The 12500-nt window shown below is 30.9% G+C and carries 13 protein-coding genes (1 of these 13 running past the window's edge); 6 read left to right on the forward strand and 7 right to left on the reverse strand.

All coding sequences use genetic code 11. The annotated features are described in order from the left end of the window. The 3 genes from dnaA to WHA43_RS00015 are packed head-to-tail and all read left to right on the forward strand — an operon-like array spanning position 1 to position 2598. Positions 1-1428: a chromosomal replication initiator protein DnaA gene (dnaA, locus tag WHA43_RS00005; protein WP_105045144.1), complete on the forward strand. Its 1428-nt coding sequence runs from the start codon at positions 1-3 to the stop codon at positions 1426-1428. Between the two features lie 13 nt (positions 1429-1441). Then, positions 1442-1894, forward strand: coding sequence for a low molecular weight protein-tyrosine-phosphatase (locus WHA43_RS00010; RefSeq protein ID WP_226742828.1), 453 nt, complete (start codon positions 1442-1444; stop codon positions 1892-1894). Continuing rightward, positions 1891-2598: an SAM-dependent methyltransferase gene (locus WHA43_RS00015; RefSeq protein WP_105045146.1), complete on the forward strand. Its 708-nt coding sequence runs from the start codon at positions 1891-1893 to the stop codon at positions 2596-2598. The genes WHA43_RS00010 and WHA43_RS00015 overlap by 4 nt, the downstream gene beginning before the upstream one ends. 1 nt (position 2599) lies before the next feature. On the opposite strand, the gene WHA43_RS00020 is transcribed toward WHA43_RS00015, so the two are convergent. The 4 genes from WHA43_RS00020 to dapF form a co-directional block, all read right to left on the reverse strand. Then, positions 2600-3184 (reverse strand): peptidoglycan-binding protein LysM, encoded by a 585-nt coding sequence (locus WHA43_RS00020; RefSeq protein WP_105045147.1) that lies wholly within the window; start codon positions 3182-3184, stop codon positions 2600-2602. Positions 3185-3381: 197 nt separating this feature from the next. Next, positions 3382-4410 (reverse strand): endolytic transglycosylase MltG, encoded by a 1029-nt coding sequence (mltG, locus tag WHA43_RS00025; protein WP_105045148.1) that lies wholly within the window; start codon positions 4408-4410, stop codon positions 3382-3384. 31 nt (positions 4411-4441) lie between these two features. Then, a complete protein-coding gene (locus WHA43_RS00030; protein ID WP_105045149.1) occupies positions 4442-4966 on the reverse strand; it encodes a GNAT family N-acetyltransferase in 525 nt (174 codons plus the stop codon). Beyond that, positions 4966-5736 carry a diaminopimelate epimerase gene (dapF, locus tag WHA43_RS00035; RefSeq protein WP_105045150.1) on the reverse strand — a complete coding sequence of 257 codons (771 nt, stop codon included), beginning with the start codon at positions 5734-5736 and terminating at the stop codon, positions 4966-4968. The genes WHA43_RS00030 and dapF overlap by 1 nt, the downstream gene beginning before the upstream one ends. A 132-nt stretch (positions 5737-5868) precedes the next feature. Between dapF and WHA43_RS00040 the strand changes: the two genes are divergently transcribed. After that, entirely contained in the window at positions 5869-7263 is a 1395-nt protein-coding gene (locus WHA43_RS00040) for a S1C family serine protease (protein ID WP_105045151.1), read from the forward strand. Positions 7264-7396: 133 nt separating this feature from the next. Further along, positions 7397-8839, forward strand: a complete 1443-nt coding sequence (locus tag WHA43_RS00045) for a glyceraldehyde-3-phosphate dehydrogenase (protein WP_105045152.1) — start codon at positions 7397-7399, stop codon at positions 8837-8839. Between the two features lie 61 nt (positions 8840-8900). Here WHA43_RS00045 and WHA43_RS00050 read toward each other — a convergent pair whose 3' ends face one another. The 3 genes from WHA43_RS00050 to sqr are packed head-to-tail and all read right to left on the reverse strand — an operon-like array spanning position 8901 to position 10945. Then, the gene (locus tag WHA43_RS00050; protein WP_211290286.1) at positions 8901-9377 is read right to left on the reverse strand and encodes a DsrE/DsrF/DrsH-like family protein; all 477 of its coding nucleotides are present in this window, start codon (positions 9375-9377) and stop codon (positions 8901-8903) included. 12 nt (positions 9378-9389) lie between these two features. Continuing rightward, positions 9390-9698 carry a TusE/DsrC/DsvC family sulfur relay protein gene (locus WHA43_RS00055; RefSeq protein WP_211290287.1) on the reverse strand — a complete coding sequence of 103 codons (309 nt, stop codon included), beginning with the start codon at positions 9696-9698 and terminating at the stop codon, positions 9390-9392. Between the two features lie 11 nt (positions 9699-9709). Next, on the reverse strand, positions 9710-10945 hold the full coding sequence (gene sqr, locus WHA43_RS00060; protein ID WP_105045153.1) for a type III sulfide quinone reductase, selenoprotein subtype: 1236 nt from the start codon (positions 10943-10945) through the stop codon (positions 9710-9712). Between the two features lie 326 nt (positions 10946-11271). Here sqr and ligA point away from each other — a divergent pair, with 326 nt between their 5' ends. After that, a protein-coding gene (gene ligA / locus WHA43_RS00065) for an NAD-dependent DNA ligase LigA (RefSeq protein WP_105045154.1) crosses the window boundary here: on the forward strand, positions 11272-12500 show its 5' portion. 769 nt of this gene lie beyond the right edge of the window; 1229 of the gene's 1998 nt are visible here — the first part of the coding sequence; it begins with the start codon at positions 11272-11274; its stop codon lies beyond the right edge, outside the window.

The raw sequence follows: 12500 nt of genomic DNA on the forward strand, positions 1-12500 counted from the left end.
ATGAACAACACTGCTGATTCCGTATGGACAGACTGCTTATCTTTTATTAAGGATAATATCAAACCACAAGCCTACAAAACTTGGTTTGAACCTATAAAACCGGTAAAACTTTCTGGAGAAGCATTGACGATTCAAGTGCCTAGTAAATTCTTTTACGAATGGTTAGAAGAACACTATATTAAATTGTTGCGAGTTGCATTGGTAAGACAATTAGGAAATGATGCCAAATTGATTTACGATGTGAAAATGGAAAATAGTTACAGCAGTAACAGACCTCAAATCGTAAAAATTCCAAGTTCTAATAGAGATCCTTTAAAACCACAAAACGTTACAGTTTCATTAGAATCTGATAAAAGAGAGCTAAGAAATCCTTTCATTATTCCAGGATTGCAAAAAGTTAAAATTGAATCTCAGTTAAATCCGAATTACAATTTTGCGAATTTTGTTGAAGGCGATTCTAACAGATTGGCTCGCTCAGCAGGAATGGCAGTTTCTAACAAACCAGGAGGAACCTCTTTCAATCCATTGTTAATTTATGGTGGAGTAGGTTTGGGAAAAACACATTTGGTGCATGCAATTGGTGTTCAAATAAAAGATAAATATCCTGATAAAACAGTTTTATATATTTCTTCTGAAAAATTTTCACAACAATATATTGATTCAGTAAGATCAAATACTAGAAATGATTTTATTCATTTTTATCAAATGATTGATGTTTTAATTATTGATGATGTTCAGTTTTTCTCAGGTAAAGCTGGTACTCAAGATGTGTTTTTCCATATCTTTAACCATTTACATCAAAATGGAAAACAGGTAGTTTTATCTTCAGACAAAGCACCAGTTGATATGCAAGACATTGAGCAACGTTTGCTCTCTCGTTTCAAATGGGGATTGTCTGCAGAATTGCAAGCGCCTGATTATGAGACAAGAGTGTCAATTTTGCAAAATAAATTGTTTAGAGATGGTGTTGAAATGCCAGATGATATTGTGGCTTATATTGCTAAAAATATCAAATCTAATGTTAGAGAATTAGAAGGTGTTATCATTTCTATGATTGCACAAGCGTCTTTCAACAAAAAAGAATTTTCGCTAGAATTGGCAAAACAAATTGTAGATAAATTTGTAAAAAACACCAAAAAAGAAGTATCAGTTGATTTTATTCAGAAAGAAGTTTCTAAATATTTTGACATGGACGTTGCGACTTTGCAATCTAAAACTCGCAAACGTCATGTAGTGCAAGCGCGTCAATTAGCAATGTATTTTGCAAAAAGATTAACGAAAGCTTCTTTGGCTAGTATTGGAAGTCAAATAGGGCACAGAGATCATGCAACAGTGTTACATGCTTGTAAAACAGTGGATAATCTTACAGAAACTGACAAGCAATTCAAAAAATATGTGGATGATTTAATGAAGAAATTATCCTTCTAAAAATCTTTTTTTAATGAAAATACTAATGGTTTGCTTGGGGAATATTTGTCGTTCGCCATTAGCAGAAGGTATTTTAAAATCAAAAGTAACTACGCATCCAATTTTTGTAGATTCAGCAGGAACTGCAGCATATCATATTGGTAATCAGCCTGATGAACGTTCGGTTATGGTTGCTCAAAAGCACGGAATTGACATTACCAAACAGCGAGCCAGAAAATTTACAACAGCTGATTTTGATAATTTTGATCTTATTTATGCTATGGATGAAAACAATTTTCATGATATTTTAAAACTATCAAGAAATAATTCAGACAAGCAAAAAGTGAAAATGATTCTCAATGAAATTCATCCAAATACAAACAATTCAGTTCCTGATCCTTATTATGGAGGTAATGAAGGATTTGAAAATGTGTTTCAAATGCTGGATGAAGCTTGCGAAATCATCATTAAAAAATATACAATATGATTGGTAAACTTTATTTGATTCCTACAACTTTAGGGGAGACAGAACCTTTACAAGTAATGCCAATTTCTGTTCAAAAAGTAGTAGCACAAATTGATTATTATATTGTTGAAAACGAAAAATCTGCTCGAAAATTTATTAAACAGATTTGTCCAGAAAAAAAGCAACCTTCTTTACACATTTTTTTGTTGGATAAATTTGTAGAAGAATCTGAAACTAGAAAATATTTAGACGTTTGTGCTCAAGGAATTAATGTTGGGTTGTTATCAGAAGCTGGTGTTCCTGCAATTGCTGATCCTGGAGCTGTAATAGTGAAATTAGCACATCAAAAAAATATACAAGTGGTTCCTTTGGTTGGACCTTCTTCTATTTTATTAGCGATGATGAGTTCAGGATTTAACGGACAAAACTTTGCTTTTAACGGCTATTTACCTATTGATAATAGCGACAGAAAATCAGCAATTAAAGAGCTTGAGAAATTATCAAAAGATAAAAATCAATCTCAAATTTTTATTGAAACTCCTTATAGAAATCAGAAAATGTTTACAGAATTAGTAAATACTTTGTCACCAAATACTTTACTTTGTATTGCAGTAGACATTACGCTAAATTCTGAGTTTATTAAAACTTTGTCAGTGAAAGAGTGGAAAAATCAAGCTATTGATTTACACAAAAGACCAACTATTTTTATTATTCAAAGAGAATAAGTTATACGTGTGCTTTTCTATTTCCTTGAATAACAGAAACATCATAACCTGCAAATTTTCTCAAATACATTTTGATGGTTGCTCCATAAGCATCTGAAAAACAATTAGTTCCATTACTTCTTAGGAATTTTTTTACATTTCCTGCACCCGCTAAATGAGCAGCTGCTAAAATACCTGATTCTGTAATTTCAATTCCACTGATTGTTTTACCTGAATAACGTTTGATGTCTTTTCGTAAAATCCATTTATTTATTTCGCACAAAGCAATAAATGCCTCTTCTTGCAACTCAGGATTTTGTAAAAAATCACGAGTATTATGAATTCTAATTCTTGATAAGGTATTTTTACCAAATTGGTATTTTCCTAAATAACCTAAGGTGTTAACAATGGTATATTTTCCTCTTGACTCTTTGTAAGCCAACGCTTCTTTAAAAGCTACAAAGTTATTTTGTAAGTATGGAATATCTAATTTTGAAACTTCGTGAAGAAATGTTGAGTTCTCTGTTTCTTCAATTTTGTTGTTGCTTGTATTAGCGCCAACGAATAAAAAAAGGATTGCACTATATAAAAAAAACTTTTTGATCATTAATTAATCTTTCTGTTTTGCGGGGCAAATTTACAACATAAATCAATATGAATTGATAATCAGTGCATTAATATAATTCGTTTTGTAAAATCCATCATTTAAGATGGATTTAATTTGAGATTTTAGATTACTACAACGTTTCGTATTGCGAATACAACAAAAAATTAGGAATTAATTTTGTTAACTATTTTAACAATTTATCGATTTATTCCCTGTTTATTGAGCCAATTTTGATATTTTTCTGCATTTCTATTGTGTTGAGTCAATGTTTTTGCAAATTCATGAAATCCTATTTTATCAATACTAGCACACATGTAAAAATAATCGTGTTTTTCGGCATTCAATACAGCCTCAATAGATGAAATATCTGGCATTGCTATCAAATTAGGAGGCAAACCAATATTTTTATACGTATTATAAGGAGAATTGATTTCTAAATCAGCAGTTAAAACTCTTTTTACAACATAATCTTGTCCTTTCAATTGACGAATGGCATAAATTACAGTTGGGTCTGCTTGCAAAGGCCAATCATTTTGCAAACGATTCAAATACAAACCAGCAACAATTGGTCTTTCTGAGTTTTTTGCGGTTTCTTTTTGTACAATAGAAGCCAAAGTAATCACTTCATTCGGAGATAAATTTAACTTTTTTGCTTTTTGAAGTCGGTTTTGATTCCAAAAATTTTGATATTCTAACAACATTTTATCTCTAAATTTTTCTGCTGAAGTGTTCCAATAAAATTCGTAACTATTAGGAATAAAAATGCCTAAAATAGATTTTTCATTAAAATTATTTTCAGATAAAAATTTTTCATCAGTAAATGCTTTCAATAAAGTTAAAGAATCAGCTTCAATTTGTTCAGCAATTCTACCTGATAATTTTTCTAAAGTATCTTGATTATTGAACGATACTTTTACAGCAGATTGACGTCCGCCTCTAAACATATTTACCAAATCGTTGGTTGACATGTTTTCTGTAATATCGTATTTTCCAGGTTTTACTTTAGTGAATTTTTTCAATTTTGAAACCCATTTAAAATCATCCACATCAATAATAAAAGGAACTATTTTTTCAGTCAGTTTCGTAAAATCATCATCAGAATTGATGAAAACAACGCCTGATTTTTGAACATTATCCTGAAATATTTTTTGATAAAAATATATGCCAATAAAACCAATTATAAGTGAAACTACAATAGCAATTGTAATGATATTCTTTTTTGCCAAGATAAAGTGTATTAAATATGAAGTTGCGAAATTACTCTTTTATCAGTTGAAATAAAATTTCATCCTTTATTTTTCCATCAGAAAAAATCCAATCTTTTTTGATGCCTACTTTTTTAAAAGAATGTTTTTCAAAAAGTTGCAAACTTTTTTCATTATCAGTCATAATATTGGCAAACAATTGATGCAATTGTAAGTGTGTAAATGCATACTGAATCAATAAGGCTAAAGCTTCTGAAGCAAAACCTTTTTGTTGAAAATCAGGATGAATTACAATGCCAATTCCAGCTCTTTTATGTTGTGGATTGAAATCAAACAAGTCAATCATTCCAATACTTTTTTCGGTAGATTTTTCTTCAATAACCAATCGCAATTGTTTGGTTTCATAAATATCTAAATGCGCATTTTCAAGGTAATTTTTCAACACAAATTTTGAAAAAGGGGTTTGAGTATGACTTACTTCCCAAAAAATTTCATTGTTTTCAATTTGAAATAAAAATTCCAAATCTTCTGGCTCTAAAGCTCTTAGTTTTACAAAATTTCCTTGAAGTGTTTGCATCAAATAGCTATATTTCCTTGAAAAACGAGTTTTGCAGGACCTTTTAAAAATACATTTTTATAAACACCATTTTCTTCTTCAAATGAAACCTCTAAAACACCACCTTCAACAGGTAGCGTAATTAAATTTTGATGTGTTTTTTGCAATTTATGCATGGCAATTGCAACAGCAGTTACGCCTGTACCACAGGCCAAAGTTTCATCTTCAACTCCTTTTTCATAGGTTCTAACTCTGAAAGTTTTGTTGTCAATTTGTTGTACAAAATTCACATTACTTCCAGGATTTGGGTATTGATAGCGAATTTTTCTTCCTTTTTCAAAAACAGGAAAATCAGTTAAATTTTCTACCAATTCAACATGATGCTGTGTGCCTGTGTAAGCAAAAACCGAATTTTTATTGACAGTAATCTGTTCAACATCAATCATTTTTAATGAAATAATGTCATTTTCAATATTGGCAAAATGAGGTCCATCAAAAGCGATAAAATTTGCCGAATTCTGAATAATGCCCAATTGTCTGGCAAATGCAACTGCACATCTTCCTCCATTTCCACAAAAGGTTTCACTACCATCAGCATTGAAATAAATCATTTTAAAATCATGTAAATTGTCATTTTCAATTAAAATAATTCCATCAGCACCAATGCCAAAATGCCTGTCACAAATTTGTGAAATTATGTCAGTTTTTTGTATTGGAAAGATTTTTGTTCTGTTATCAATCATCACAAAATCGTTTCCAGTTCCTTGATATTTGAAAAAAGTGATATTCATGGCACAAAGATAGCGATTTAACGTGTAAAAATTCTTTGTTAAAACGTGGTTAAAATCAGTTAAAATCAAGTTAAACAGATTTTCCGAAAATGTTAAAATCGTATATTTGGGTAATCAAAAATCAAAAATAATATGAGAAAAAATATCAATTTATTAGGAATCGCCATTTTAGGCGGAATCATCACTTTGGGTGGTTATAAATTATTTTTTGATGGACCTGTGATTATTGAAAGATCAGGACCTGAAAATGCATCAATTGTTAAAACAAATTATACAACACCAAATTCAAATTCGAACAGCTTAGAGATCTCTTCCATTGATTTTACATTGGCTGCTGAAAAATCATTAAATGCAGTTGTTCATGTAAAAAATACTACAATCAGAACTCAGTACAATCCATTAGCTGAAATTTTTTATGGAAATGGAAGTGGCACTAGAAAGTTTGAGCAAGTTGGTACTGGAAGTGGGGTAATTATTTCTGCAGACGGTTATATTGTAACCAATAATCACGTAATTGATGGTGCAAACGAAATAGAAGTTACTCTAAATAATAAAAAAGTTTTCAAAGCTGAATTGATTGGAAGTGATAAAAATGATGATATTGCGTTGTTGAAAATTAAAACAGATACTGAATTGCCATTCATCACTTTTGCAAATTCTGACAATGTAAAAGTAGGAGAATGGGTTTTAGCAGTTGGAAATCCATATAATTTAACATCAACAGTTACAGCTGGAATTGTAAGTGCAAAGGGTAGAGATTTGGATGGAAATGGCTCTATTGATTCTTTTATTCAAACTGATGCTGCTGTAAATCCAGGAAATAGTGGAGGAGCTTTAGTAAATACAAGAGGCGAATTAATTGGAATTAATACTGCAATTTCATCAAGAACAGGTTCTTTTATTGGGTATTCATTTGCAGTACCATCAAATATTACCAAAAAAGTAATTGATGATTTATTAGAGTTTGGAAACGTACAAGAAGCCGTTTTAGGAATTCGTTTTTCACCTCAAGAAAATGATGAAGTTTTAGGTGTAAAAATTGCGGATGTTGAAGCTGGACAAGGAGCTGCAAATGCAGGATTGAAAAAAGACGACATCATAACAAAAATTGGTGAAGTTAAAATTACCAAATTTGCTGATTTACGTGGGCAATTGAGCGCAAAAAGACCAGGGGAATTTGTAGAGATTACCGTAAATAGAAATGGTCAATCTTTAACTAAAAATGTAAAATTAGGTAAAAAAATACCTCAATTTATTTCAACTTCTTTTAATTGGGAACTAAAAGATGTGTCAAAAGAAGAACAAAAAAGACTCAATATTTCTGGTGGTGCAAAAATTTATGAAACAATAGATAGAGGAGACCAAAATAATTTAAATAGTTATATCATTACAAAAATCAATGATAAAACAGTTAAGAATGCTGAAGAAGGTGTAAAATTATTAGAAAGTGTTGCTAATAGTCGATCTTATATTATTATAGAATTGATCAATTTAAAAGGAGAAAAGGAAACACTGCGTTTTAGATAATTCTTTAAAAATAGATTTAGAGTCCTGATAAATTATCAGGACTTTTTTTTTGAATAAAAAAATAGCGAAATCGATTTCGTAATTCGTAAAAAAGAAATACTTTTGCCAAAAATTTAAACATCAAAAAACAACAATGTCAACAATTGTAAATTACGAAGAAGAAGTTGCTCAACAAGCATTAACAAGAAGAGCAACAGTTGAATTTATCAATATTGTAAATGATTTATGGTATGATAAATCCATTGAATTGGTATTTTTTAGAAATCCTTTGATTGATAAAAGAGCTAGTGAAGTCCTAAATCTAATTGATTATGCTAAGGAATTTGTAAACAAACCAATTACCATTCAAGATGCGTTGAATATTGCAAAAGCCATTCAAAAAGTAGATTTACCCGCATCAAAATTAGATATTGGAAAATTGGCTTACGAATGTCATTTAAATCCAAAAGGTTGTGTTGATAAAGAGGCATTTATCAAAAAGCAACTCAAAAATATTACTGAAGCAAAAGATATTACTCCAAAAGATGTTGTATTGTATGGATTTGGAAGAATTGGTCGATTGTTGGCGCGCGAATTGATGTCTAAAATGGGAAAAGGAACACAATTGCGTTTGCGTGCGATTGTAACTCGCGATAAAATAACACCTACTGTTCTTGAAAAAAGAGCTTCCTTATTAAGTATTGATTCTGTTCACGGAAATTTTTTAGGAACAGTTCAAGTTGATAAAGAAAATAATGCACTGATAATCAATGGAACAACGGTTTTTATGATTTCTGCTAACAATCCTGAAGATATTGATTATACAAAATACGGTATCAAAGATGCATTAGTTATTGATAATACAGGCGCTTTTAGAGATGATGTTGAATTGAGCAGATTGTTGACCTCAAAAGGAGCCAGCAAAGTATTGATTACTGCACCAGCAAAAGGAGTTCCTAATATTGTTCATGGTGTAAATCATCAGCAATACAATCCTGATAAATTCAATATTTTTTCTGCAGCATCTTGCACAACCAATGCAATTACGCCCGTTTTAAAAGTATTGGAAGATAATTTTGGTATCAAAAAAGGACATCTAGAAACCATTCATGCCTACACAAATGATCAAAATTTGGTAGACAATATGCACAGTAAATACAGACGTGGAAGAGCAGCAGCGTTAAATATGGTCATTACAGAAACAGGCGCAGGAAAAGCAGTTGCAAAAGCATTGCCAGCTTTAGAAGGAAAATTGACATCAAATGCAATTCGAGTTCCAGTTCCAAATGGATCATTAGCAATTTTAAGTTTGCAGCTCAGAAGACCAGTAACCACGGATATTGTAAATGCTATTTTAAAACAAAACGCATTAGAAGGTGATTTGGTAGAACAAATAAAATATTCCATGGACAATGAATTGGTTTCAACAGACATCATTGGCTCTACAGCACCATCAATTTTTGATAGCAAAGCAACCATAACTGATGGCGAAACAATTGTGTTGTATGTTTGGTACGATAATGAATATGGTTATTCACACCAAGTAATTCGTCTAGCAAAACACATTGCAAAAGTTAGGAGATATACCTATTATTAATGAAAATCTTTTTTTAAAAAAACAAACCCTGAAAATAATTCTTTTTCAGGGTTTGTCACTTTTATATAAAAAGTAAGTGCGTGTTTTCTTCGTCAGCTCTATTATAAAAATCACCAATGGTTAAGATTCCATCTAATTCATCAATTAAATCCTCTTCTTTAAGGTGAAACATTTCAACAGCTAATTTACAGGCCCACAGTTTGCAGCCAGAATCTGACAGAATTTCTAAAAATTCTCCAACAGGAGGCATGTCTAATTTTTCCATTTCTTTTTTCATCATTTTAGATGCCAACGCTTCCATTCCAGGTAAACCACCCAACATTGTAGGAATGTGCATTGCAGGGTTACCAACCGTTGCAACATGAAGATGTTCTAATTTTTTCTTTTGGATAGCTTCTAAACCAAAAAATGTAAAAAATATTTCAGATTCAATTCCTTCCATTCTTGCGCCATTTGCCATAATAAATGCAGCATACACATTTTCTATGGTTGCTTTTGATAAAATAAAAAGCATTTTACGAACTTTAGTTTTTCCCATGATTTCTAGTTTTTAAATACAGCTTTTAGGTTTTGGTACTCCAGCAATTTTGGTTGATACTTTTAAAGGCCCTCCAGGGAATAAGTCATAAAATTGCTTAATGTCTATGACTCCACTTTTTTTAATACCTCTAATAGATAAAGGTTCATTTGCAGCTACTTGAGCTTGAATCCATGAAATCACTTCCCAATGTTTATCGGTCATTTCTATATCATGTTCTTTGGCTAACTCTTCTCCAATTTCTTTGTTCCATTGAGAAAAGTCGGTTAAATACCCTTCGTCGTTTACTTGAATTTCAACATGTTTAATTGTTTTTATCATTGTTAATTATTTTAATTGTTAATATTTTTACCTGTAGTACTCATGTTTCTTAATACGAACGGAATTGGGATTCCTTTTAATAAAACATTCCAATAAATCCATCTAAAAGCCAATTTACCCCAGTGATTAAAAACACTTTCTTTTAAAAGTTTTAATGGGCCAATTCCAGCAAAAGGAAAGGTTCCTGTTACAGGTTCTTGTTCGTAATTGAAATCTATTAATAACGCCTTATTTTTTCCAGTTTCAATAAAACAGTTAGCATGACCATCAAATTCTTCTTTTAAAGGTTTATTATTAATGTAAAGAAGAATGTTGTCTGTTAGGGTTTCTGCCTGAAAGTGGGCAACAGATCCAGCTTTTGATGCAGGAACATTGGTTGCGTCTCCAATAACAAATATATTTTCATGTGCTAAAGATTGCAATGTTTTTGGGTGTGTTGGAACAAAATTTAAATCATCACCTAAACCTGATCTTTCCATAACTTCATCTCCCATATTTGTTGGAACAGTTACCAATAAATCATAATCAACTTCTGTATCAGCATAATCTATGATTTTATTATTTTCAATATCTACTCGTTCAATTGCAAAATCAGTAACTAGCTTTATATTTTTATCTTCCAATAAATATTTTAAGGTTTTTGAGGTGAATTCTTTTGTAAAAGCACCACTCAAAGGAGTAACATAAGTAATATCAACCTGATCTCTAACTCCTTTTTTTTGGAAATAAGCATCTGCTAAAAAAGCAAATTCTAATGGAGCAACTGGGCATTTAATTGGCATTTCAGTAATATGAACTACCAATTTCCCTTTTTTGAAATCACGTAATTTGTCTCTCAAAGCAAGTGCTCCTTCATATGTGTAAAAATCAAAAACTGATTTTCGCCACTCCTCACTCAACATTCCTTCAATTTCTTGAGGTGCAATTTTTGATCCTGTTGCAATGATTAAAAGATCATAAGTGATGGTTCCGTTTTCTAATTCAACTAAATTATTTTCAGCATCAATTTTTTCAATTTTTTGTTGGATGTAATTCACTCCTTTTGGAATAAATTTTTCTCCGACTTTTTTAACTTGATTCTCTGTGTAAATATCAAAAGGTAAAAACAAAAACCCAGGTTGATAGTAGTGAGTTTTATATTGATCAACGATGTGAATATTCCATTCTTTTTTGGGTAATTTGGAAACCAAATGATTTGCCATCATTGTTCCTGATGTACCTGCTCCTAAGATTACTAAGTTTTTCATGATGTTTTAAATAATACATCAAAATTAGATAAGATGCATGCCTAATTTTATGATAATTGTCATAATGAGCCCTTATGTAACAAAGGTTACACAGCTTTATAATAGGAAAACATAAAGTTTTAAAAACTTGGTGAAATTGTTAGGAACAAGCATTTCAAATATCAATAAAAAAGTATATTTAATAAAATAAGAAGATTTTTTTTACATATAAATAAAGAAGTTATCAAGAAAAATAAGAGTGAAAATTTATGTATTTTTACAATCGTTTTTATGTTTATTAAAAACAATCTATAAAAAGATAAATTACTTTTCAGCACTCATTAATAATGACCGTTCAAGAAAAAATAAATGCCCTTAGAGAAGAATTGAATTCTCATAATTATAACTATTATGTGTTGGATAATGCAACAATTTCTGATTTTGAATTCGATATAAAACTCAAAGAATTAGAAAAATTAGAGAAAGAAAATCCTGATTTTTTTGATGCAAATTCGCCCACACAAAGAGTAGGAGGAATCATTACGAAAAATTTTGAAACGGTAACTCACAAAAACCGAATGTATTCTTTAGACAATTCCTATTCAAAAGAAGATTTGTTGGATTGGGAAAAACGAATCCAAAAAGTCTTAGGAACATCCGAAATTGAATATACTTGCGAATTAAAATACGATGGAGCATCCATCAATTTGGTTTATGAAAAAGGAAAATTCGTAAAAGCAGTAACAAGAGGAGATGGATTTCAAGGTGATGATGTAACTAATAATGTAAAAACAATTCGTTCCATTCCGTTGAATTTACCTTCCGATTTTTTAAATGATTTTGAAATCAGAGGAGAAATAATTTTGCCTTTGGATGGATTTCAAAAAATGAACGAAGAACGAGCTGCTAATGACGAAGAAGAATATCGAAATCCGAGAAATACAGCCAGTGGAAGTTTAAAATTGCAAGATAGTAGTGAAGTTGCAAAACGACCTTTGGATTGTTTATTGTATCAAGTTGTTACATCCGAAAGAAAATTTGAAACACATTTTGATTTATTAGAAAACGCTAGAAAAGCAGGATTTAAAATTCCTAAAACCATGCAACTTTGCAAATCGATTGATGACGTTTTTGATTTTGTAAATGACTGGGATTCAGAGCGTCATGAGTTGCCTTATGAAACAGATGGAGTTGTCATAAAAGTAAATAATTTACAGCAACAAGAAGAATTGGGTTATACAGCAAAATCGCCAAGATGGGCAATTGCGTATAAATTTAAAGCAGCCCAAGTTTCTACGATTTTAAATGAAATTACGTATCAAGTTGGAAGAACAGGAGCCATAACTCCAGTTGCAAATTTAGAGCCTGTTCAATTGGCAGGAACTACTGTGAAAAGAGCGTCTTTGCACAATGCAGACCAAATTGAAAAGTTAGATATTAGAGTTGGAGACACTGTTTTTGTAGAAAAAGGAGGAGAGATTATTCCGAAAATTATTGCAGTTGATTTTTCGAAGAGACCACAAAATTCAATGCCTACAGTTTATGCAACACATTGCCCAGAATGCAACACAGTTTT

This window comes from Polaribacter gangjinensis, from assembly GCF_038024125.1.
Lineage (GTDB): Bacteria > Bacteroidota > Bacteroidia > Flavobacteriales > Flavobacteriaceae > Polaribacter > Polaribacter gangjinensis.

What these genes read in the sequence shown, in the direction of transcription:
- dnaA (WP_105045144.1), top strand. Translation starts at nt 1, where the DNA reads ATGAACAACACTGCTGATTCCGTATGGACAGACTGCTTATCTTTTATT.
- WHA43_RS00030 (WP_105045149.1), bottom strand. Translation starts at nt 4,966, where the DNA reads ATGCAAACACTTCAAGGAAATTTTGTAAAACTAAGAGCTTTAGAGCCA.
- WHA43_RS00040 (WP_105045151.1), top strand. Translation starts at nt 5,869, where the DNA reads ATGAGAAAAAATATCAATTTATTAGGAATCGCCATTTTAGGCGGAATC.
- WHA43_RS00015 (WP_105045146.1), top strand. Translation starts at nt 1,891, where the DNA reads ATGATTGGTAAACTTTATTTGATTCCTACAACTTTAGGGGAGACAGAA.
- sqr (WP_105045153.1), bottom strand. Translation starts at nt 10,945, where the DNA reads ATGAAAAACTTAGTAATCTTAGGAGCAGGTACATCAGGAACAATGATG.
- WHA43_RS00020 (WP_105045147.1), bottom strand. Translation starts at nt 3,184, where the DNA reads ATGATCAAAAAGTTTTTTTTATATAGTGCAATCCTTTTTTTATTCGTT.
- WHA43_RS00045 (WP_105045152.1), top strand. Translation starts at nt 7,397, where the DNA reads ATGTCAACAATTGTAAATTACGAAGAAGAAGTTGCTCAACAAGCATTA.
- dapF (WP_105045150.1), bottom strand. Translation starts at nt 5,736, where the DNA reads ATGAATATCACTTTTTTCAAATATCAAGGAACTGGAAACGATTTTGTG.
- WHA43_RS00050 (WP_211290286.1), bottom strand. Translation starts at nt 9,377, where the DNA reads ATGGGAAAAACTAAAGTTCGTAAAATGCTTTTTATTTTATCAAAAGCA.
- WHA43_RS00010 (WP_226742828.1), top strand. Translation starts at nt 1,442, where the DNA reads ATGAAAATACTAATGGTTTGCTTGGGGAATATTTGTCGTTCGCCATTA.
- WHA43_RS00055 (WP_211290287.1), bottom strand. Translation starts at nt 9,698, where the DNA reads ATGATAAAAACAATTAAACATGTTGAAATTCAAGTAAACGACGAAGGG.